General features: G+C 40.4%; 24 protein-coding genes. 18 read left to right on the top strand and 6 right to left on the bottom strand.

Going from position 1 to position 22,159, the window contains the following annotated elements:
- Nucleotides 1-36 precede the first annotated feature (36 nt).
- Nucleotides 37-1,602, top strand: a complete 1,566-nt coding sequence (locus tag LJE72_RS10180) for a methylenetetrahydrofolate reductase C-terminal domain-containing protein (protein WP_229247474.1) — start codon at nucleotides 37-39, stop codon at nucleotides 1,600-1,602.
- Nucleotides 1,603-1,673: 71 nt separating this feature from the next.
- Nucleotides 1,674-1,991, top strand: coding sequence for a DUF6951 family protein (locus LJE72_RS10175; RefSeq protein ID WP_229247473.1), 318 nt, complete (start codon nucleotides 1,674-1,676; stop codon nucleotides 1,989-1,991).
- A 220-nt stretch (nucleotides 1,992-2,211) separates the two neighbouring features.
- Here LJE72_RS10175 and LJE72_RS10170 read toward each other — a convergent pair whose 3' ends face one another.
- Together LJE72_RS10170 and LJE72_RS10165 are read right to left on the bottom strand one after the other, a co-directional pair.
- Nucleotides 2,212-2,451: a DUF2922 domain-containing protein gene (locus tag LJE72_RS10170; RefSeq protein WP_229247472.1), complete on the bottom strand. Its 240-nt coding sequence runs from the start codon at nucleotides 2,449-2,451 to the stop codon at nucleotides 2,212-2,214.
- Nucleotides 2,452-2,486: 35 nt separating this feature from the next.
- Nucleotides 2,487-2,711, bottom strand: a complete 225-nt coding sequence (locus tag LJE72_RS10165; RefSeq protein ID WP_229247471.1) for a DUF1659 domain-containing protein — start codon at nucleotides 2,709-2,711, stop codon at nucleotides 2,487-2,489.
- 284 nt (nucleotides 2,712-2,995) lie between these two features.
- Between LJE72_RS10165 and LJE72_RS10160 the strand changes: the two genes are divergently transcribed.
- The 5 genes from LJE72_RS10160 (at nucleotide 2,996) to LJE72_RS10140 (ending at nucleotide 7,842) form a co-directional block, all read left to right on the top strand.
- A complete protein-coding gene (locus LJE72_RS10160; RefSeq protein WP_229247470.1) occupies nucleotides 2,996-3,868 on the top strand; it encodes a DUF3102 domain-containing protein in 873 nt (290 codons plus the stop codon).
- A 136-nt stretch (nucleotides 3,869-4,004) separates the two neighbouring features.
- A complete protein-coding gene (locus LJE72_RS10155) occupies nucleotides 4,005-4,307 on the top strand; it encodes an ArsR/SmtB family transcription factor (RefSeq protein ID WP_229247469.1) in 303 nt (100 codons plus the stop codon).
- A 168-nt stretch (nucleotides 4,308-4,475) separates the two neighbouring features.
- Nucleotides 4,476-5,231, top strand: coding sequence for an EFR1 family ferrodoxin (locus LJE72_RS10150; RefSeq protein ID WP_229247468.1), 756 nt, complete (start codon nucleotides 4,476-4,478; stop codon nucleotides 5,229-5,231).
- 152 nt (nucleotides 5,232-5,383) lie between these two features.
- Nucleotides 5,384-6,481, top strand: coding sequence for an MBL fold metallo-hydrolase (locus tag LJE72_RS10145; protein WP_229247467.1), 1,098 nt, complete (start codon nucleotides 5,384-5,386; stop codon nucleotides 6,479-6,481).
- Between the two features lie 1,145 nt (nucleotides 6,482-7,626).
- The gene (locus LJE72_RS10140; protein ID WP_229247466.1) at nucleotides 7,627-7,842 is read left to right on the top strand and encodes a hypothetical protein; all 216 of its coding nucleotides are present in this window, start codon (nucleotides 7,627-7,629) and stop codon (nucleotides 7,840-7,842) included.
- A gap of 172 nt (nucleotides 7,843-8,014) precedes the next feature.
- Here the strand turns inward: LJE72_RS10140 and LJE72_RS26740 are convergent, their stop codons facing one another.
- From LJE72_RS26740 to LJE72_RS10130, 3 genes are all read right to left on the bottom strand, one after another.
- On the bottom strand, nucleotides 8,015-8,149 hold the full coding sequence (locus LJE72_RS26740) for a DUF6199 family natural product biosynthesis protein (protein WP_396390806.1): 135 nt from the start codon (nucleotides 8,147-8,149) through the stop codon (nucleotides 8,015-8,017).
- Nucleotides 8,150-8,267: 118 nt separating this feature from the next.
- Nucleotides 8,268-8,717: a hypothetical protein gene (locus LJE72_RS10135; protein ID WP_229247465.1), complete on the bottom strand. Its 450-nt coding sequence runs from the start codon at nucleotides 8,715-8,717 to the stop codon at nucleotides 8,268-8,270.
- A 236-nt stretch (nucleotides 8,718-8,953) separates the two neighbouring features.
- A complete protein-coding gene (locus tag LJE72_RS10130; protein WP_229247464.1) occupies nucleotides 8,954-9,298 on the bottom strand; it encodes a helix-turn-helix domain-containing protein in 345 nt (114 codons plus the stop codon).
- Nucleotides 9,299-10,069: 771 nt separating this feature from the next.
- Here LJE72_RS10130 and LJE72_RS10125 point away from each other — a divergent pair.
- The 7 genes from LJE72_RS10125 (at nucleotide 10,070) to LJE72_RS10095 (ending at nucleotide 14,944) form a co-directional block, all read left to right on the top strand.
- On the top strand, nucleotides 10,070-10,999 hold the full coding sequence (locus LJE72_RS10125; RefSeq protein ID WP_229247463.1) for an ABC transporter ATP-binding protein: 930 nt from the start codon (nucleotides 10,070-10,072) through the stop codon (nucleotides 10,997-10,999).
- A 1-nt stretch (nucleotide 11,000) separates the two neighbouring features.
- Nucleotides 11,001-11,951 (top strand): ABC transporter permease, encoded by a 951-nt coding sequence (locus LJE72_RS10120; RefSeq protein WP_229247530.1) that lies wholly within the window; start codon nucleotides 11,001-11,003, stop codon nucleotides 11,949-11,951.
- A gap of 367 nt (nucleotides 11,952-12,318) precedes the next feature.
- Nucleotides 12,319-12,978: an acetate uptake transporter gene (locus LJE72_RS10115; RefSeq protein ID WP_229247462.1), complete on the top strand. Its 660-nt coding sequence runs from the start codon at nucleotides 12,319-12,321 to the stop codon at nucleotides 12,976-12,978.
- Between the two features lie 370 nt (nucleotides 12,979-13,348).
- A complete protein-coding gene (locus LJE72_RS10110) occupies nucleotides 13,349-13,603 on the top strand; it encodes a helix-turn-helix transcriptional regulator (RefSeq protein WP_229247461.1) in 255 nt (84 codons plus the stop codon).
- Entirely contained in the window at nucleotides 13,584-14,042 is a 459-nt protein-coding gene (gene def / locus LJE72_RS10105) for a peptide deformylase (protein WP_229247460.1), read from the top strand. The genes LJE72_RS10110 and def overlap by 20 nt, the downstream gene beginning before the upstream one ends.
- A 489-nt stretch (nucleotides 14,043-14,531) precedes the next feature.
- Nucleotides 14,532-14,708, top strand: coding sequence for a hypothetical protein (locus LJE72_RS10100; protein ID WP_229247459.1), 177 nt, complete (start codon nucleotides 14,532-14,534; stop codon nucleotides 14,706-14,708).
- Nucleotides 14,690-14,944 (top strand): RNA polymerase sigma factor, encoded by a 255-nt coding sequence (locus LJE72_RS10095; protein WP_229247458.1) that lies wholly within the window; start codon nucleotides 14,690-14,692, stop codon nucleotides 14,942-14,944. The genes LJE72_RS10100 and LJE72_RS10095 overlap by 19 nt, the downstream gene beginning before the upstream one ends.
- 208 nt (nucleotides 14,945-15,152) lie before the next feature.
- On the opposite strand, the gene LJE72_RS10090 is transcribed toward LJE72_RS10095, so the two are convergent.
- A complete protein-coding gene (locus LJE72_RS10090) occupies nucleotides 15,153-17,243 on the bottom strand; it encodes a glutamine synthetase III family protein (protein WP_229247457.1) in 2,091 nt (696 codons plus the stop codon).
- Nucleotides 17,244-17,512: 269 nt separating this feature from the next.
- Between LJE72_RS10090 and LJE72_RS10085 the strand changes: the two genes are divergently transcribed.
- The 4 genes from LJE72_RS10085 to LJE72_RS10070 all read left to right on the top strand — a co-directional run bounded on the left by LJE72_RS10085 (nucleotide 17,513) and on the right by LJE72_RS10070 (nucleotide 22,141).
- The gene (locus LJE72_RS10085; RefSeq protein WP_229247456.1) at nucleotides 17,513-19,105 is read left to right on the top strand and encodes an ATP-binding protein; all 1,593 of its coding nucleotides are present in this window, start codon (nucleotides 17,513-17,515) and stop codon (nucleotides 19,103-19,105) included.
- Between the two features lie 47 nt (nucleotides 19,106-19,152).
- Complete coding sequence (locus LJE72_RS10080) at nucleotides 19,153-19,848, top strand: response regulator (protein ID WP_229247455.1); 696 nt, start codon at nucleotides 19,153-19,155, stop codon at nucleotides 19,846-19,848.
- Nucleotides 19,849-19,973: 125 nt separating this feature from the next.
- Complete coding sequence (locus LJE72_RS10075; RefSeq protein ID WP_229247454.1) at nucleotides 19,974-21,002, top strand: TRAP transporter substrate-binding protein; 1,029 nt, start codon at nucleotides 19,974-19,976, stop codon at nucleotides 21,000-21,002.
- A gap of 104 nt (nucleotides 21,003-21,106) precedes the next feature.
- The gene (locus LJE72_RS10070; RefSeq protein ID WP_229247453.1) at nucleotides 21,107-22,141 is read left to right on the top strand and encodes a DctP family TRAP transporter solute-binding subunit; all 1,035 of its coding nucleotides are present in this window, start codon (nucleotides 21,107-21,109) and stop codon (nucleotides 22,139-22,141) included.
- Nucleotides 22,142-22,159 lie beyond the last annotated feature (18 nt).

Below are 22,159 nucleotides of genomic sequence, written 5' to 3'. Positions count from 1 at the left end.
GGAGTATAAATAGGTGATAAGGGAGAGGAACAAGGAATGGAAAATAAATTTAAAGAGTCATTACTTGACAAAAACACCCTATCCGTGACATGGGAACTCGTACCAGGAAGAGGAGCGAATGAAAAAGCTCAACTAACCGCCATTGCCTCGGCAGAGCAAGCAGCTAAAGGCGGCAGGGTTCATGCTCTTACTATCACGGATAACCCCGGTGGTAATCCGGCAATTCTCGCTGATTATTTGGGAATGGAGATCCTTAAATTGGGGATCGAACCATTAGTACATTTTACTTGTAAGGATAAGAACCGGAACCAGATGGAAAGCCAACTTTATGCCTTAGATCGTGCAAATGTTCGTAATCTCTTGGTTATGACAGGAGACTATACCTATTCAGGGTTCAAAGGACGCCCTAAGCCGGTTTTTGACCTGGATCCTTCTAATACCTTACAACTGATAGCCGACATGAATAAGGGCTTAGAAGTTCCGGGTATGAAAGGGCCAACTTATCACGCTCCCAGTGACTTTTTTGCGGGGGCGGCTGTTTCCCCTTTCAAGTCAACTGAGGCTGAGCTTATGGTTCAGTACTATAAGTTGAAAAAGAAAATTCAAGGCGGCGCACAATTTGTCGTTACACAACTGGGGTATGATGCTCGAAAATGCCACGAAGTCATCCAGTTCCTGAAGGTTAATAACCTGGATATTCCGGTTGTGGGAAATATCTACGTTCTTCCTTATGGAGCGGCAAATGTTATGAATCAAAACAAGTTGCCGGGTTGTGTCGTCACAGACAAACTTTTAGCAGAACTCAATGAGGAAAAAAGTGCCGCGGATAAAGGGGTTGGCCAGCGGATGTTGAGGGCCGCCAAATTGTATGCGATCTTGAAAGGTATCGGTTGTGCAGGCGTTCATATCGGCGGGCATAATCTTAAATACGAGCAATTAGAGTACATTCTTGACAAAGGGGAGGAACTTTATCCGAACTGGCAAGATCTGGTCAAGGAGTTTGATTATCCTCAAACCAATGGATTCTATTATTTTGAAAAGGACGAGAAGACAGGTCTAAACACAGATCAACCTGTGAATCGTGCTAACCGCCCCTTAGACGCACCTGTCGGAGCAATGAACTCGCTGATGAGAGGGATGCACAGTCTCATGTTCACACCTGATAAGAAGCTTTTCCCTATGATGCGCAGCATGTATCATGCAGCAGAAGGTAAGAAAAAAGCTGAAAAGAGACTTCACGCCCTTGAGCACATTGCCAAAGTTATCATGCTTGATTGCAAGGATTGCGGCGATTGTGCCATACTGGATATAGGCTATCTCTGTCCTATGTCACAATGTCCAAAAAATCAACGTAACGGTGCTTGTGGCGGAAGCTTGGATGGCTGGTGTGAAGTTTTCCCGAAAGAGAAGAAGTGCGTTTGGGTCAGAGCTTATGCCAGACTGAAGAAATATGGAGAGGAATCAACCTTAGACGTTCCTCCGGTACCGCCTGCTAACTGGGATTTCTATCAGACGTCCTCTTGGTCTAATTTTTATTTAGGAAAAGACCACTCAGCGCCTGTCTTGGGTATCAAACCCCCGGAAAGCAAAATTAAAAAATAAGTTTAAGTGCAAGGTTCACCGCGAATTACGGCATTTCCTAAGGGAAGCTTAACTATAGGAGGAGCATTATTATGGCAACAGGAGTTATTAAAGCCGGTGCTTGTGGTTTTACTATTAATGTTAAAGCAGAGAGCGGTGATGGTCACAAAGTAAAACTTGAGATATCAAGTGACTGCCCGAATTACCAAAAAATAGCGGCAGAACTGGTTGAAGTCGATGCCTTTGAAGAGATTTTCAAGAAACTCCATATGGGAAAAGTTTATGAAGTCTTTGCCAAGCATAGCCCCCATCCCAGTTGCCCAGGTGTTTCTGGAATAATGAAGTCGATAGAAGTTGCGGCGGGCTTGGCTTTGCCACAGAATGCAAGCATTAGCGTAACTAAGGAGTAATTTTTTGAATCGAAGGGATGTCGCAGAAGGCCACATGGATGATTAATGAGATCGTCTATGGGCCTTTTTTCTGTTGTTAACCTAATAATCTAGGTCAGCAACCCGGACAAGGTAATCTTTGCCGACCCGGAAACCACCCAAAGGGAAGGGATTGGCTTTGATCCAGTGGCGTCCGTTATATGATGGCGGCCGCCCAGCCGCCGTTTCGAGGTCGATCCGCCTAAACCTGGGGCGGATCGAATAGATCGTTAGTCGAGGTATCTATCACCCGGATATCCCGTTTTTCAACCAATTCGCCGCCGTTCGTAATGAAGATATTTTTCGAAATAATCGTATCCATTACAGCTTCGGCTTCAGCCTTCGTCAGGTCTGTCCGCGGATTGGGCAGCGTGATTGAAAAGGTCTTACCGGCAACAGTGGTAAATGTCAACTTGATCACTTTATTGGTTGTAACTGCCATTATATCACCCCCTTCCATGCAAATATTGGGGATAGTTACTCTTTATTCAGTTCGAAATTTTTTCTCAGGAGCACCTGCAGCAGCGGATAATCAACTAGACTGAACAATGCCTCAGCTACATCATAGAGGTCTTCTTCCGTAGCGTCGTGTTTCACACCATTCAAGCCTTTCTGTCTGATCACCGGGGCACCGGCGGGTGTCAGTTCGAGCTGGTATTTCACAACCAGCGCCGAATCTAAGGGCAACGCTTCTACGGCCATGCTTTTCGCCTCCTTTCTGCGCACTCTCAGGCTAAGTGTACTCTGCCTGTCCTATAGCGTATGAGTCAGATTGCCCGGAGGTTACAAGGGGAAGGGAATATATGAGAAAGTTTGGGACTGAAGCCGGAAGAACCCTGCTGCGGCGGCAGCAAGCTTCTTATAGATAGCAGGTTGTTCAAGAATCGACAGCGCTGTCGATTCTTGCAACCTGGCTATGAGCTTGTCACACTCTTAAATCCGGATACATATTATGAGAATAAAGTAAGAGCAGGGAGGAAGTTGTGATGAGCGATTTAATTAATGGCCGCACGCCCTTCGTCATCGCGACAGAAATAAATACGATTAAATACCAGGTGGGGAAAATCTTTCTGCAGAGTATTATCGAGATTGGGTGCCGCCTGAAGGAAGCCAAGGGGTTGCTTCAGTATGGGGAATGGGGCAAGTGGTTGGAGGAATCCGTCAGCTATTCTCAGAAAACGGCGGAAAGAATGATTCGGGTTTTCGAGGAGTACGGGCCTAAACAGCTCGAATCCGCCGACGCCCAATCTCCCACCGCCGACACCCAGGCGCAAGAACTGCCGAATTTGAACTTCACCCAGGCACTTATTCTCCTCGGAGTCCCGGAAGAGGCCCGGGGTGAGTTCATTGATGAGCTGGATATGGATAATATAACCACCCGAGAGCTGCAAAAGAAGGTCAATGATTGGAAACTGGCCCGGGAAGAACGGGATCAGGCCCGACAGGAAAACACCGGCCTCAGGAAGGTTGTGGATGAACAGGCGAACCAAATAACTCATCTGACCAAGGCTAATGAAAACCTGAAGACCAAGTCGGAAGAGTTAAGTGAGTCCAACCGGGCTCTGGAGCAGGAAACCGGAAATAAGCAGGCAGAGTTGGAGAAAATAAAAAATAGGGCATCTTACCAGACCGTCGAAAAGATGAGTAAGCGACTTACTGAGGTGTATAACAAGGCAGTGGCTAATAAAGTGGCTTTTTTATACGAAAACCTGGAAAAAACATTCAAGGAGCTGATGTGGGAAATGAAAGAGCTCGCCGCCAAGGAACCGGAGACTCATGACATGTTCCAAAAGAGTGTGATTGATTTTTTGATGAAGTCCTTGAAGGAGAATGTGCATACGGAGAATGAGCAGGCATAAGATTTATCAGGAAAAGAATTATAAAGAATTTAATATCAAAAGGAAATTCAGTGGGCTATTGACAGGAGCATTTAGAAAAGTTACAATATATTTCGATAGTTATCGAATCGTTATAGTATGAGTTTGGAGTTGGAATATGGACACGAAAAAAGCGGCAAAGATATTTAAGGCACTATCGAATCCCAATAGACTAGAATTGTATTTTAAAATTGCTGAGATGCATGAATCTAGTTTTCCAACCGATACCGATTCGGAATGCTTTGTTACGGATATCATCCGTTCGTTGAATATTGGTGCTCCGACTATTTCACATCATATCAAAGAGTTAGTAAATGCAGATTTAATTAGTACAGAGAAAAAAGGGAAGTTTTTGATCTGCAAAGTAAATGAAGAGTTAATTGAGGAAGTTCGTAAGTTGTTATCATTACAGCAGCAATAATTTAGCGCAGCTTTAAAAATGCATAACGATTCGATAGTTATAAAATTATAGAATCGTTTTACCCTTAAACCATCTATTGGCACTCATAAGAAGTATTAGGGTATTTCGAACATTCATGTGTTTGAATTCTATTCAACAAACGAACGATAAAATTAATGGAGGTACATTATGAAAGTGTTTTATTTTACAGCGACTGGTAACAGTTTAGATGTTGCAAAAAGATTTGGAGGAGAAATTTATTCGATAGCAAACGTCTTAAAGGGTGATCAATTTCATTTTGAAGACGAAAAGATAGGGATTATATTTCCCTGTTACGGCTTTGCAGCTCCAAAGATTGTCCGGGAATTTATTGAGAAAATTACACTTAAGAGCCCTTATATTTTTGTCATCATGACCTATGGAAACAAGCTTGCTGGCGGTGTCAATTGGTTTGTACGGTATGCTGAGGAAAATGATATTCATGTTCAATATGCAGAGGGTTTACTCATGATTGATAACTATTTACCATTTTTTGATATTGAGAAGCAAAAGCTGAAAAAGAAATATACTGAAGAAAATTTGAACCGTTTGTTAAATGATGTTAATCAAAAGAAAGAATATATCAGGAATGGGTCATTCACAGATTCAATGTTGACCAAAGCTATTCAGTATTTCTACAGAAGAAACCCAAACTTTAATACCGATAAAGATTTTTCTGTCGGGAACGACTGTAATCAATGTGGAACGTGTGTAAAGGTTTGCCCGCGTAACAATATAAAACTCGATGAGCATAAACCAGCCTATGGGGGTAATTGCGAATTTTGTCTGGCGTGTATAAACCTTTGTCCGCAAAAGGCGATCCGATTAAAAAAAGAAAGTAATCCAAATGCACGTTATTTGAATGAAAATATTACGCTAAAAGAAATTATTGCGGCAAATAATTAAATAAGGTTTGGTTAAACGAATTATCAATTAATGGGCCAATATTTGAAAAATGGAATTTGAGCGATCAGTGATAGCTAGGCAATAACATTTCAGCAGTAATGAAGAAATAGTAGATGGCAGTCTAATCCAGAAAAGGAATGAGGAGTTGAATCATGATCCTGCGGGTTATGCTTAGTTTGGTTATCGGGATTCTCCTGGCTGGTTTTCTATTCCTGAAATATCATCCAGTCTTTGGTGGAAAAGCATCTAAGGAGAAAGCTAACGCCTTAAGTCAATCTGAAAATTTCGCCAGGAATAAGTTTATCAATCAGATCCCGACGGTAATGGATACTCGAATAAGGACGATGGTTAGCATGTTGAGAGATCTTATGAAAGGTAATCCAAAGGGTAAGCCAAAGAGGGCAATTCCTGTGGAGCCTTTAAATTCTGTCATCATGCCAGATAAATATTCAAAAGTTACATGGTTTGGTCACTCGACTTTATTGTTGGAGATGGACGGGAAACGATTATTATTAGACCCAATGTTTTCTAAGACTCTTTCTCCCTTTTCTTCGCTCGGGGGTAAACGCTATAGTAAGATATTACCCATCGAACTCGAGGAGCTATCTGCCATCGATGTTGTCATCCTGTCTCACGATCATTATGACCATTTGGATTATCAGTCAATAAAGAAACTGAAAGACAAAGTCAGTCAGTTCTATGTTCCCCTTGGCGTTGGAAATCATTTGGCAAGATGGGGTGTCGAAGCAGAGAAAATTAAAGAGTTCGACTGGTGGAATGAATATAAACTTGATGGTTTGACATTGGTCTGTACTCCGGCTAGGCACTTTTCAGGTAGGAGTGTGTTCGATCGAGACACCACACTATGGAGTTCTTGGGTGATCGTAGGGCAAGAATCACGGGTCTATTTCAGTGGAGATACTGGTTATGGTCCTCATTTTGCAAAGATCGGAGAAAAGTACGGACCTTTTGATTTAACTCTCATTGAATGCGGTCAATATGATGAACGATGGTCTGCTATTCACATGATGCCAGAGGAAACAGTTCAGGCTCATTTTGATGTGAAGGGAAAAATTCTGATCCCCATACATTGGTCAGCCTTTACGTTAGCCTTTCATGATTGGACAGATCCCATTGAACGGGTAACGAAGGCAGCGAGAAAACGCAACTTAGACATTTCAACACCCAAAATTGGGGAAACAGTGTTGATAGGCTCGGTGGAGTACCCTAACTCTATTTGGTGGAGATAATTATGAAGTCTGCTATTCCTGCATATCCTGGCGGAGATATTACTATGCAAAATAAACTTTGGAATGGAACCAAAATACTTTAGCGGTAGGGATTTCCTTGTTTTACAAACAAAATCGATCTAGAGGTAGATGCTCCAGAAAATATTCGCAAGATTCGTTTCCGGCAGCATTATCTAGTCTTTGTAGTTCGTAAGTGAATGTGAGATGAATGTTTCGGAAGATATGGAGGGAATGAGAAAAGACCCCTTGATGAGGAGGTCCTCCATTTGAATGTTCAAATAATTAAATATTTGAACTATTTCCCCAAAAAATATGATATAATTTTCAATGTGGTTAGCGTCCCATACCACCTCAATAAGTTGTGTATTGGTGAGGAGTTCTTCTTTCTTTTCTTTATTCTCACGAGTCCATAAGGGAAGGAGGTGGAAGGCATATGGATATTATTCTTTTTAATACGCTCGGTACGCTGTTTGGTAGCTTATTGTCATCGTACGTAATCTACAAATTAGCAAAGAAAAAGAGCGTCCTGAGAAAACGCCCTAACCACATAGACTTTTAGTTTTTACACAAGAGAGGGTTGCCGCCCTCTCATTTATTATTATATCACAAAAACTTATGAAAAATAAATATTTTCATAAGTTTTTTATAGGTTTTTATAAGTTAGGATATTATCTCATTCTGCCATCTTTTTCTGTCGAATCTCTCAAACTCTGTCTAATTTATAGTAGGATTGGAAGGAGGTGAGAGAGATGAATAGAATACCTGTAAGTTCTAGCACAATATACAGACAGTACCGCCTCGCCTCCACCAAATAAGTGATATAAAATATAAGAACATAAAAAGTCCAGTAATACTGGGCTTTTCGGCTTTTTAGGGTACACATCGCTTGAAGCGGTTCTTTTTGTGTTTTTGCACCCTAATCGTTAAAAGATGCCCCCCCGGTGAAATACGTTCCGTTCAAATTAGAAAACCCTACCATCAATTGGAAGAGCAGAACCATGAAAAAGAGTGGACAGTTGAAGAAGATGCATGAGCTTTTCTGACAGATGCTGGATTAGTCGGTCGCCTGACAATGGCTCAACAGGGGTGTTGGTCGACAAAAACACGTTGGCGTTATTTAATTGCAAGATTTATTGAGGTTATCTTTGTTTCCGTGGACAGCGCATTATGGCACAAGCGTCGTTGGAATTTTGCAGTTGTGGGTTTCACGGAGCATCTGTTTTACCAACAGGGATTCACTACTGGAAGAGTTTGATGATGAAATATTTAGTGCGTTGGTTGAGAAAATAGAAATTCTCACGCCAACGCATTTTGTTTTTGGATTGAAAAGTGGGATGAGGGTTGAGGAGATATTGGGGTGAAAAATTTTATCAAAATGGTTGTTTTTACTTACGTTGAGTGTTGACGACGCGTCATATCCCTACAGACTGCCAAGTGTCGCTAACCCTTGGTTGTCTGATTAAGTCTCAAATACTAGATCAACTAAACGCCATCTTTCCATCTTTAGTAATAGAATAGTTAGCCCTTAAATGGTTATCGGGTGAAAGCACCAAAAAGAAAAAATGCGATTCCAATTATCGAAAAGACAGCTCCAACAATTCGTCTAATCATAAAATAGGAATCCTGTGGTTCTTTTGTTGCTTTCCAACTTTCAGTTATTTTCCACATGAACCTGGGGATTTATTACATTACTAATTGCAATAGCAATCCAAACTAACATAAAAAGCGTAGTAAATATGTTTATAATGTTTAATGGATTAACATTCATAGATTTATATCCCCTATCCTAAATCTCTAGTCGAGTATTATTCTCTGATTTTGTGGTAAAAATTGATTGGTTCTTGTAAAAACTTGTGACAATTGAATATCCTAAAATTAATGCTGAAACCGTAGAAAATAAATTACCATTGTAAATGAAGCTTGGAATTGGAATTACAAAAGTAAAAGCCAAGGGAATGTAGAAAGCAAAAATAGCTGATGGAATTCCTAGTATTATTAGCCTTGCAATATTTACTGACCATTTCCCTTGGCTACGATACTGTATTACAAAGTGTTCTAGCCCTATCAAAATTCCTATAAAAACAAAAATCAAACTTGTACCAATAAACCCTGGTATAGGTCTATAGGTTCGACCTACCCAGATTTTAAGCATATTTGTTGCCCAGGTACTAACAGCCAAAGTTCCAAATAAAACAATCAAATACATGAGATAAGTCAGTATCTTTGAAGTTTTCATACAAATCGCTCCCATTAATTCTATTTCTACCTGATCATTCTAGATAAGAACCTTTCACATAATGATTCACCCTGACCCAGGGTTATACTTATTCAGGCCATCTTTTACATAACGTTCTGCATATTCCCGAAGTCTGGTTATTACCTCATATTCTCTCCGATTTTGGGAATATGCTGTTGGAGGATGTGCCAACAAACCTCTTAGCAAATCTTACTCATTGCATTCCCTACTTATATTTATATTTTCAATCTGAATTTAGATATTGAAACCAACCATGCTGTAAGGGACTCTTTACTAAACCTTACTTCATTATTTATTGAATAATATGGAATTGCTATGTCACCACTATACAGTTCAGCTGTTTTAATTAGGTCTTGCAGTCGTGCTTCAGATATGTTCAAAAATGAAGCTGCCTCGGTTGTTGTAAGCATATCATCATTTATATTTGAAATATTATTGACTCTAGTAGAATCATAATCAATCTGTTTCTCAGTTTTTAGAATATCACCCAAATAGAAACTGCTTAATAAGATTGAAGCTGACAAAATTATTATAGAGATTGGTGTCCATTTATTTCCCATTTTTAAACCCACCTTTGGTTTGTATAAAATTCTCCGATATTGGCATTTTCTCCCTAACAGATTCATTACGAACTTCGTTAATGGTACTCTGAATAAACTTATATAAGACCAGTTCGTATATTTTACCTTTACTGGCACATGGAATTTATTGGTCAGTTAGGAGTTGTTCTCCTTAATTTACTCCTAGAGTCCTATAACCAACATTTGTCGTAAAGTCCATCAAAACTGTATTCTCCGTATTCGGCCAAATACCTCTCTGACAGCCGATTTACAATGGCGCTTGTTTCCTGTTTTTACCAATTCTGGTCACTCTAATCCTTGGGGCGTGGATAGTGCCGGCCTGGGCATTTTACTCCAGAAAATTGTATATTAAGTGAGGGATTCTCACACCGACGCATTTTGTTCGAGTTGAAGAGTTGGATGAGGTAGGTAGAAAACTATTTTACTGTAAGTCGGAAAGCGAAGTCAGAAAAAGTGGTGTATAAGGAAAGGGTACCGAGCGGCGTATTGACGGTGGTGACTTTGATTAGGGCACTTCATATGTACAACTAGTCCTTATTGACAATTAGAGGAAATAAAAAGCTTAGTATTATGCTTTAAGTATGGGAAAGTTAAATAAACGAGGATTAGAAATACAACGGAAGTAAGAGCAACTTGAATTTTCAAAGTGGAAGGCATAAATGTTAAAAGCTGAATAAAAAATTAGTGTTTTTGCAGAGATCTGGAAGTGGTATGAATCTCGTGTAATCATTAATAGAAAAGAGGGAACCTGTGCAAACAAAACCTGTTGCCCAATTTAAGAACATTAAAAAGAGAATTGGCAGTAAACTTATCATTGATGACATATCCTTTGAGGTTAATGCGGGCGAGATCTTTGGTTTCTTGGGACCTAATGGAGCGGGCAAAACGACCACCATTCGTATGCTTTTTGGACTTATTTCTATATCTGAAGGAGAAATAAGTGTTAACGGTTTTAGTATAACCGATGATTTTGAAAAAGCGATAGCAGGCATGGGCGGAATTGTTGAGAACCCTGAGATGTATAAGTATTTAACGGGATACCAAAATCTTGTCCATTATGCCAGAATGTATGGCAATCTCACAAAAGAGAGAATTGATGAAGTTGTTGCTTTGGTGGGACTTGAGCAAAGAATTAAGGATAAAGTTAAAACATATTCGCTGGGCATGCGCCAAAGGCTAGGTTTAGCTCAAGCTATCCTCCATAAACCAAGTTTAATAGTCTTAGATGAACCTACTAATGGCTTAGATCCCGCAGGAATTCATGAGTTTAGGATGCATTTAAGACAACTTGCTGAAAAGGAAAATGTTGCGGTCCTGGTATCAAGCCATCTACTTGGAGAAATGGAATTAATGTGTGACCGCATCGGGATCATTCAAAATGGAAAATTGGTTGATATCCAAACCGTCAACGATTTTCTTGCCAAAGATGAAGTCGTCATGCGCGTAACGTTTACCGTAGATGATGTTATTAAGGCGAAAGCTTGTTTAAATAAGCTGTATAAGGATCAAGATACTATAGTAAAAGAAACTTCAATTTCCATATTGATGGATACAGTTCGAATTCCTGACATTGTAACGGCTTTTGTCCATGAAGAAATAAGAGTTTCTGGCATTGACAAAGAAACCCAAACCCTCGAAGATAAATTTCTTAAGATAACAGGAGGGTCTGGAATTGCGTAGAATGCTTAATTTAATTCAAAATGAGAACATGAAGATCTATCACCAGATGAGTACCTACATTATGTTGGGTCTAATGATTGTGGTGGTTATTGCCGGCGGATTTATTTCCACAAATGGTGGACCAGGACAACAAGCTACGACAAACTCAGATTGGCGAACTGAGCTTACTGAGCAGAACACTAATCTTCAAGAAACGTTGAAAGGGATTCAGTCACAAGGTATTGCTGTAGAAAGTGCCCAAATTGAGAAACTTATTAAAACTAACAATTACCGCCTTGAGCATAATTTGCCTCCGGAGTATGGCGTATGGGGGTTTGTAACGGAGTTTTCCGTTTTAGTAGACTTAGTCTCCTTGTTCGTAATTATTATTGCCGCAGGGATCGTCGCAGGAGAATTTAATACTGGAACCATAAAACTATTGCTGATCAGACCAATAAAACGATGGAAGGTTTTGTTATCGAAATACATAGCTGTTTTATGGTTTGCTTTCGTTGCGCTGATTCTTCTTTTCGTTGCGACATTTGTAGTAGGTGGAATATTTCACAGCTTTAATGGCTTAAATCAACCTTATCTTGGGTATAAGAATGGAAATGTGACTGAAATAAATATGCTGTGGCATATTTTCATAAACTATGCCTATGCTTGCGTTAATTTGCTGATGATGGTCACCTTTGCATTTATGATTTCCGCTGTTTTCCGTAACAATACTTTAGCGGTAGGGATTTCCTTGTTTTTGATGTTTACGGGTAATTTATTGGTGGGTTTGCTTAGCAACTATAGCTGGGTGAAATATATCCTCTTTGCCAATATAAATTTGACAGTCTACACAGATGGAACTCCCGTCGTTAAAGGGATGACCATGACATTCTCTTTGATGGTACTGGCGGTCTATTTTATAGTCTTCAATCTCATCTCTTGGTATGTTTTTATGAAAAGAGATGTAGCGACTTAAATTCTTACATTTGGCAACGATCCTCAAGCTTCCTCAACTGAAGATACACATGACACTGACTAAGTTTCGTTCATGCACAAAATAAGACTTAACAAAAAAACTAAATAATAGGGAATTTTTAAAATAGGCGAATCGCTTGTGCTCCAAGCGATTCGGCTATTTTTCTCCCTCAACTTCTAAAGTCAGGACAGATGTTAAGAGAAAATTCTCTATATTCAGAACAATGGTTTCAGGGTATAATGATATTGGTACTCTGGAGATAAGATTTTAGAGGGGGGGGAGAATTGATAAATTTAGTGATTTACGCGGATTTATTCTAATACTAATATTACCTATTAAACAATATGAAAATTAAGGAGGAAAATTAATGAGTGTACAAGAAGTAAAAGTAGCTTATACAGGTGCAGATCCTACAGCGTTTGGAGTTATGGGTTTGTCGTTGATATGTTTTGTGGCTTCATCTTCTAAATTAAGCTTTACTGATCCTAAAGCAACCGGTTTACTTGTTATTTGGGCAGCATTGTTGGGCGGACTTGTTCAAATTATAGCTGCATTGATTGACTTCAAAAAGGGTAACGTATTTGGCGGCACAGTTTTAGGTGCTTATGGTTTTTTCTGGGTTGGAATGGCTTTTTCATGGGCAACTTTGAATGGTATGTTAGGTGAAGGCATGAAAGCTGTAGCTGATCCTAAACAGTTAGGTGTAGTATTTGTTGGTTATCTTATTTTCTCTCTGTTTATCACGATAGCTTCTTTCGAAACGAACGTACCTTTTATTATAATATTACTTCTCATTGACGTTCTATTTTTCACCCTTGCTTGCGTATCATTTAAATGGGGTCCTGTCGCTTTGTATGCACAAATCGCTGGCTGGGCAGAGTTTGCTATCTCCTTAGTTGGTTTCTATGCTGTCGGGGGAATATTTTTCAAGAACTTCTACGGTCGTAATATATTACCTATGGGCGCACCAATGGGTCTTATCAAAAAAGCTGCTCCTGCTCCTGCTGCTAGAACTAAAAGTGTCTAAGATAATATCATCAAAGTTTAGTGTAAATAAAAAGATCGAGCAATGCTCGATCTTTTTAGCGGGTGGGAATCCCGCCAAAACAAGGTTTGGCTAGTAAGCCCTTGATAAAATTCAAGGACAGTGACGGTTGCCAGGGAAAAATAAGCCGGTTTATAATGGGCAGGGTGCATAAGGAAGCAAGTACCACATAGCAAAAATAAGATAGACAGTCAATAGACGGTAATGTTTTTCAAAGTATTTTAGGAAGACGTCTGATAGAATTGTATAAAAAGTTTTGACTATATGTAAGGTTAGGTTGACACTGAAATTGTATTATGCTAAAATTGCATTGTAAGGTTAGCGTGACATTTTAGGAGGTGGAACAACCATTATGAAAAATAAAATTCGGCAATTACGAGAGGCGTTAGGTATGACACAAGAACAGTTGGGTAAAATGGTCGGAACATCAAGACAGGCCATCAACGCTATTGAAACAGAAAAAAATGAGCCTTCCATATGGCTTGCGTATGACATAGCTCAAGTTTTCAATGAACCAATTGAAGGTGTTTTTCTATTTGAAGAAAGTGAACGAAAATCCCGTGCAGATATCAGCAGGAGGCATGCCTATGGCTCTCAGAGAGATTAGAACATTTGATGATGAATTTTTACACAAAGTAAGTAAGCGTGTTGATAAGGTAGATGACCACGTCAGAGAAATCCTTAATGACATGGCAGAAACAATGTATAGCACACAAATTGGTGGTGGATTAGCTGCTTGTCAGGTTGGAATATTACGCCGCTTAGTTGTTGCTGATATGGGACAAGGCTTATTAAAACTGGTGAATCCTCAAATTGTTGAATCCGAGGGAAAACAACTTGTTATTGAGGGTTGCCTAAGCTATCCCGGTATCTGGGGCAAAGTGTTGAGGCCCCAAAGAGTATTGGTTAAGGCTCTTGATGAAAATGGGGAAGCCATTACTATTGAGGCTTTTGACGAACTTGCAAAATGCCTTTGTCATGAAACTGACCATTTAGATGGAATTTTATTTACAGATAAAGTAATCGAGTATGTGGAAATCAAATAGGATTCGGCCTACATTTCAGATGGTGGCCAACATCTAAAATGTAGTAGTATATAACTGCCAATAACATGGCGGTTTCTTAAATGCGCGCTTTTAAAGACCTTCCAATGGCAGTTATGCGATTGGAGGGCCTTTTTATGCACACAAGCATTTTTTGTTGGCTGTTGGAGGAGCCGCCACTTTACCGTGACGGTTTGGCATAGCTGATGGTCTAAGGCTATATAAATTCAAAAAATCATATCAAAAAATGGGCGGCTACTGCGCACATTTTTCATTCGACACCTTTCAGGGATTTTCCCTCAAAGGTGTTTTTTTGCGCCCTTTTTTGACCGCCGTTTTATCGGACAAGCCCCTTTATCACTTCGGGCCAACTTGGCCCGAAGTCAACCGCTTCCGCTTCTGGACAACATGTCCAGAAGTGCGCTGCCGCTCCCCGCCGCGCTCCGTTCGATTTTTAACGCTTACTCTCAAAAATCGAATGGAGGTTTACTTATGGTAACAATCAATTTGCGGGATTTTTACCCGTGGTGCAAGGAAGATGTTTTCGTAGAAATCATCGAGGAAATGCTGGAAGCTATGAAAGCGGCTGACAGGCAGGAATCCGCATATAAGCGGCGCACGTACCGTTACAAGGCCATTACACCCTCGATATGGGCGATGGCATTGTAAACGAGTGCGTTATCAAGCCGGAAACGCCGGAAGAAATCTACATCAGCGAAGAAGCGACAAGGGAGCTTTTCGCCGCTATCGGCAAGCTCACGGAGATACAGCAGCGGCGGCTAATCGCCTACTACTTTGAGGGGATGAACTTCCGGCAGATTGCGGAAGCGGAGGGCGTAAACGCCGGAAGCGTAACGCAATCGGTCAAGGCCGCGCTGAAAAAGCTGAAAGGCTTTAAGGCATAGCGGAGCTTGACCCGCGCCGCCGTTTCGGCGCGTAGCGGATCGGCGGCGCACCATCAAATGCTGTGCACCCCGTCAAGAGGACAATGAAAAAGTCGCTTGAAAGCGATAAATAAAATGGGGCTGAAACAACATGTTCAAGTTGTTTCAGCCCCATAATTCATATAATATTTGCAGTTACGTGAGGACTAATTTCATGGTTTGCTCAATATTAAAGCATAAATAACATTTCTGCATACGTGGGAAGCGGCCATAGTTCAGAATCAACAATCGTCTCAAGTTTATCTCCGTCAATCCTGAGAGTTCCCATGGCTTTAAAAACTACATCTCGATAATTAGCAGCTTGCTCAAAGGCATCTGTCAGAGACGCAGCTTGCTGAGTAACGGTTTCAAGGGTGGTTAAATTTGTTTTAAGGGAAACCAAAGTTGAGCAGAGGTCGATCAAGAGGCCTTCTTGGACAGATACATCGACAGCACTCGAAGCGGATTTTATGGCATTGATTGAACTAGCTAATTCAGTGGAATATTTGACGGCGGCAGGAATGATTTTATGCTTAGCCATGTCAATCATGGTTAAAGCCTCAATGTTAATTTGTTTAGAATATTGCTCTAAGCTGATTTCATAGCGGGATTCTAATTCTATTTTATTCAGAACTTGATGTTTTTCATATAGTTTAATGGTAGACTCCCGTAGCAGAACTCGTGCGGAATCAACAGTTGAAGTGATATTGGGAAGTCCGCGTTTTGTTGCTTCTTCAACCCATTCCTCAGAATAGCCGTTACCATCAAAGAGGATTCGATGATGCTTAGTAGCTGTTTCCTTAAGCAACTCGAGGAGGGCTTGATCGAAGTCCGTTGCTTTTTCGAGGCGATCTGCAAATTGGGAGAAGACTTCAGCAAATATAGTGTTGAGTACTACGTTTGGACCTGAGATGGATTGAGAAGATGCTACCATTCTAAATTCGAATTTGTTGCCGGTAAAAGCGAAGGGGGAAGTGCGATTACGGTCTGTAGAGTCTTTACGGAAGGCGGGCAGGGTGATTACACCGCTGGCTAATCTCTCCCCTTGAAGGGAACGAGTGACTTCCCCATTTTGCAACTGTTTAAAGATATCAGAGAGCTGTTCACCCAGGAAAATAGAGATGATGGCTGGAGGGGCTTCGTTTGCACCAAGACGGTGGTCATTCCCTGGAGTAGCTGCTGAAAATCTGAGTAATTCTGCATAATCATCGACAGCTTTAATGATAGCACATAATATCGTTAGGAATTGCAAGTTTTCATGGGGAGTCTTACCAGGATCCAAGAGGTTAAGTCCATCGTTGGTGGACATTGACCAGTTGTTGTGCTTGCCGGACCCATTGACTCCTGCAAAGGGTTTTTCATGAAGCAAGCAAACCATGTCATGACGCAGGGCAACTTTTTTCATGGTATCCATGACAATTTGGTTATGGTCCGTGGCCATATTTGTTGTTCCGAATATAGGAGCCAACTCAAATTGTCCCGGAGCCACTTCGTTATGTTGAGTTTTGGCAAGAACGCCCAGCTTCCATAAATCAATATTTAAGTCATGCATAAAGGCAGCTACCCGAGCTTTTAAACTACCGAAGTAATGATCTTCAAGTTCTTGCCCCTTTGCTGACATCGCTCCGAAAAGAGTCCGGCCTGTGAGCATAAGGTCCATACGTTGGTCGAAGAATTTCTTGTCAACGAGAAAATACTCTTGCTCTGCACCGACTGTGCTGGTGACACGGGTAGAGGTTGTATTGCCGAAGAGTCGTAATAAACGCAAAGCTTGTGTAGAGAGGGTTTGCATAGAGCGTAAGAGAGGGGTTTTTTTGTCGAGTGCTTCACCGGTGTATGAGCAGAAGGCTGTTGGAATACATAAGGTTAAGACACCGCCGTCTTCTTTAAGAAAGGCTGGAGATGTACAGTCCCAAGCGGTATAACCTCTAGCTTCAAATGTAGCGCGAATCCCGCCACTTGGGAAGGACGAGGCATCCGGCTCACCCTTTATTAATTCCTTACCAGAAAACTCCATAACCACACGGCCATCTTGGGTAGGAGAGATGAAAGAATCATGCTTTTCTGCAGTGATTCCGGTCATAGGTTGAAACCAATGGGTAAAATGGGTTGCTCCCTTTTCAATGGCCCAATCTTTCATACTGTTGGCCACAACTTCAGCTACATCAGGGTCTAGAGGGAGTCCCTCTTCAATTGTATTGCGTAAAGATTTGTAAGTAGCTTTTGGTAAACGCTCTCTCATTATTGCGTCATTAAAGACGTTCTCCCCAAAAATATCCATTGATCATTGCCTCCTTCAGTTTTAGCTTTTTTGTAAAAAACAAAAAAACGCTCCCCTCAAAGATTATACAATAAATCTTCAAAGAGCGTCATTGCTCTATTTGAATATGATATAAACTTAACATTTTATTGAACCGTTGACAAGAGAAAATTTTATATGTATACAGTATAAAAATTTGAAGAGATTCCAGGGCATAATCAGAAGGTATTTTAATTGAATTAACGAATTAATATGTATATTCAGAAATATCTGAGAAAGGAGAACGGTTCTTGAAAGTACCTCATTTAAAATTGGGAACGAAAATTGCAATCCTCTCCTTTATTTTAGTTTTGCTGTCTGTGGTATTGGCTGGAATGGTTATAGTCAACCGTATTTCAAGTAAGATGGAACAAGAGATTGGACATAGGGCTATGGCAATCTCTCGTACTGTGGCTCAATTGCAGGAAGTTCAAGAAAATCTATATAAGCAAGAGGGCTCTAAGTGGATTCAACCACTTGCTGAGCGAATACGCATTGCAACTGGGGTTGAATATATTGTGATCTTTAATATGGAAAGAATGCGTTATTCTCATCCCTATTTAGATCGGATAGGAACTATTTTTAATGATGGAGATGAGGGACCATCCTTAGAAAGAAAAGAATATCTTTCTCAAGCGGTTGGGGTAATGGGCCCATCAATACGTGCGTTTGTACCAGTTCTGACGGATGAAGGAACCCGCCAAGTTGGAGTAGTAGCGGTGGGAATTCTCGTGCCGACAATTAGAGATATAGTGGGTACATTAAGAATCCAACTTTATTCTTCGTTGTTAGTAGGATTAGCCTTTGGAATCATAGGCTCATTTTATTTAGCGAGAAACATAAAAAAAAATATGTTTTCCCTTGAACCTAATGAGATTGCCAGGATACTAGAAGAACGTGTAGCTATTTTCCAAGCCATGGATGAAGGGGTCGTAGCATTAGATATCGAAAACCGCATTACAGTGATTAATGATAAAGCTTATCGAATAGCCGGTATCAATAGAAAGGTTCTGGGAGTTCGTTTAGAGGATTTTGAAGTACTTTGTGTTCTTGCTGACCTTCTGGAAGCAAACGGTTCTTCGGAAACCACGGAACTGCTCCTTAATCAAACATGGGTCCTTATTAATTTTCTCAAGGTGAAGGTTAACGATCAGATCGTAGGGCATGTCATTACAATTAAAGACAAAACAGAAGTGCGTAAAATGGCGGAGGAATTGACGGGAGTTAAGACCTTTATAGAAGCCTTAAGAGTCCAAAATCATGAGTCCTTAAATAAATTGCACACTATTTCAGGGTTAATTCAGCTAAATAAGGCTCAAGAAGCTATGGATTATGTTTACAAAGTGACTGAGGAACAACAAGAAGTTACGAGATTCTTAAGTCATAAGATGAAACACCCAAGCGTGGCCGGCTTACTTTTAGGAAAATACAACCGTGGTAAAGAACTTAAAGTTGACGTATTTTTTGAGCAGGATTCCTGCTTAGGGGAGTTACCTGAGACCTTGGATACTAACTCGCTAACAATTATCTTAGGGAACTTACTGGAAAATGCCATGGAAGCGGTGGTGGGTAAGGCCTTATGTGAAGTGCACTGTCGTATCAAACAAGAGGAGACAGAATTGATTCTTAGCATCGAGGATACTGGGGGAGGGATAACTCCAGAGAACCAAGCTAAGATATTTCAGTGGGGGTTTTCAACAAAAGGAACCGGGAATCGAGGAATTGGTCTGCCTTTAGTTAAACAGACCATCGAAAGGCTTGGTGGAACTCTGGATCTGGAGTCAGGAAGCTGGGGTACGCGCTTTGGAGTGAAAATACCTCTTAATTATTCTCAAAAGTTTTAGTGACTGTTGGAACACTTAATTTGAAGTTCGTTAGGAGGGTGACAAAAATGAATCCTATTGACTTAGTCTTAGTTGAAGATGATCCCATGGTAATGGAGGTCAATGAAGGATTTATTAAAAGAATCGGTGGATTTCGAGTTTGTGGTAAAGCTAAAACAGGGAAGCGAGCCCTGGAAATTATTCAAGAGCTGCGGCCTCGCTTAGTGATTTTAGATATTTACCTGCCTGACTTCAATGGAATTCAGATTCTTCGAGAGATACGGCGTCAAGGGATTCCCACAGATATTATCCTAATCACTGCAGCTCAAGATGTTGCAACAGTTCAAGCAGGCTTGCGTTTTGGGGTTGTGGACTATATTATAAAACCCTTTAAATTTGAACGGATCAATACAGCCTTAAACAATTACCGGACTTACTCGGAGCAATTTAGAAATCGCGGAGAAATGAATCAAGAGGATCTGGACAGATTGATTAAAATTCTCCCTAGTCGAGAAAATCCATCTAATCGGATTAGGGGGGAATTACCAAAGGGATTGAGAGAAATCACCCTACAACAAGTTTATAACTTTCTTAAAGAGAGCCGTGTAGGGCTGTCGGCAGAGGTAGTGGCTGAAGGGGTTGGGTTGGCGCGAGTTACAGCACGCAGGTATTTAGAGTATCTGGAAAAGAATGAGAGAGTTATACTGGAAACTCAATATGGGTCGGTAGGCAGACCTATCAACAAATATAAAATTGTATTTTAGGTACAATTTTATTATTTTGACCAATAAGACCATAAATATCAAAAGGACCTAAAGTATTGAGAATTATCGGAATATAAAATAAACTAAAAACATTCAAACTAATACATGTGAAGGGATCGTACCATATGGGTAGGAAGAGCGGGATTTGTTTAATGATGATCCTTTTTCTGGGATTATCGGGTTGCAGTAATAGGGTTATAGATGGGCAGCAAGTCAATAAGGAAGAAAAAATAGTCATTAAGTTCTCTCATGTTGTTGAGGAAAATACGCCTAAGGGACTGGCCGCCATACGCTTTGCCCAGCTAATAGAGGAACGGTCACGGGGTTCCATTGAAGTTCAAGTTTTTCCGAACTCCCAATTATTTAAAGATGGCGAAGAATTCGAGGCTTTAAGTAGGGGCGATGTACAAATGATTGCTCCAGCCACCTCTAAGATGTCCCAACTATTTCCGCAGTGGCAGATATGGGATCTTCCCTATTTGTTTTCTGATCTTGAAAGTGTTCATCAAATAATGGACGGTCCCTTGGGAAAAACCTTACTTGAGCAGTTAGAGGAGAAAAATATGCGGGGGCTGGCCATGTGGGATAACGGCTTTAAACATCTAACGAATAACATTCATCCAATTATCAAACTTAGTGATTTAAAAGGCTTAAGGTTTAGAGTCATGTCTCCGGGGATTTTGCAGGAACAATTTTTAAATTTTGGAGCAAATGCCACAATTCTTCCCTTCAATGATGTCTATGAGGCCTTAAGAGAAGGCAGCGTGGAAGGTCAAGAAAATACTGTTTCCAATATTTATACAAAAAAATTCAGCGAAGTTCAGAAATATTTAACCCTCAGTCAACATGGTTTTATGGGGTACGCCGTAATTGTAAATGCGGATTTTTGGGATCAACTGCCAAGTCAAGCACGTGAACTTATAGAGAAAACAATGTCAGAAGTAACACTATGGGAAAGAGAGACTGCGAAAGAATTAGATCAAGAACAATTAGAGGAAATTAAAAAAGCGAAAGTGATCAATATCTACTCTTTAACTCCTCAAGAAAAAATGATTTGGAGAAAAGACTTCTCCTCTGTGTATACCAAGTTTGAAAAGGAAAATGGGTCGGAGTTTCTTAACGAAGTGAAGAAATGGAGCGAAGAAATGGAGTGAACCAAAAGAAAACAGTTTTAAAATGAGATTGGGGGGTGAGGCTGGGAAGGGAACAATAGAAATTCGGTTAATGGGTGTATGAATAAAATAAGAGGGGGAGAGAAATGTTTAGAAAAAAACCAATGGCTTTAGCGTTGAGCACTGTGCTAGTCTTAACACTTTCTTTAGTTGGATGCGGAGGAAAACCTGCAGCTACCGGTGGGGATAAAGAAGTGAAACCGATCATCGTTAAATTTGCTCATGTTGTGACTCCCGATACCCCAAAGGGGCAGGCAGCTTTAAAGTTTAAGGAGTTAGCAGAACAAAAAACCAATGGAAAAGTAGTAGTCGAAGTATATCCCTCATCTCAGCTCTATGGAGATAAGGAGGAATTGGAGGCAGCTCAGTCAGGTAATGTGCAAATCATTGCACCATCAGTAACAAAATTAGTCGGGTTGAACCCCAAATTCCAATATACTGATCTTCCGTTCTTATTCCCAAATAATGAAGCTGTCTATAAATTCTTTGCTTCAGATCAAATGAAAGGACTCATGAATTCCTTAGATAAATATAATCTGCAAGGGTTAGCTGTCTGGCCGAATGGATTTAAGCAATTTACCAATAATAAGCGTCCGTTAGTAAGCCCGGAAGATTTTAAAGGTTTAAAGTTCAGAACTCAAGCAGGAAAAGTTTTGGAAGCTCAGTTTAAATCCTTGGGAGCCGGTTCTGCGACCATTGCTTTTGGTGAAACCTATGCTGCCCTGCAACAAGGCACGGTGGACGGACAAGAGAATACCTTTAATAACATTGATACTCAGAAATACCAAGAAATTCAAAAGTATCTTACAGTCACAAATCATGGTCGGCTCGATTATATGATCATTGTCAATAAGAGTTTTTGGTCAGGACTAGAGCCGGACATCCGCAAAGCATTAGATGATTCTATGGCTGAAGCAACTAAATTTGCAGTTGAACAAGCAGAACTTCTTGATAAAAAAAGTATGGATAACTTAAAAAATAGCGGGAAAATGCAGTTCACAGAGCTAACTCCTGCTCAACTGGGAGTTTTCCAAGAAACTATGAAACCGGTTTATGCCCAATTTGAAAGTGTCCTCAGCAAAGAGTTAATCGATGCTGCCATTAATGCCGGACAGAAATAAGTCAAGTCTCTTCCAATT

This window comes from Desulfosporosinus shakirovi (assembly GCF_020595055.1).
Lineage (GTDB): Bacteria > Bacillota > Desulfitobacteriia > Desulfitobacteriales > Desulfitobacteriaceae > Desulfosporosinus > Desulfosporosinus shakirovi.
This window is presented reverse-complemented; position numbering and strand designations above follow the sequence as displayed.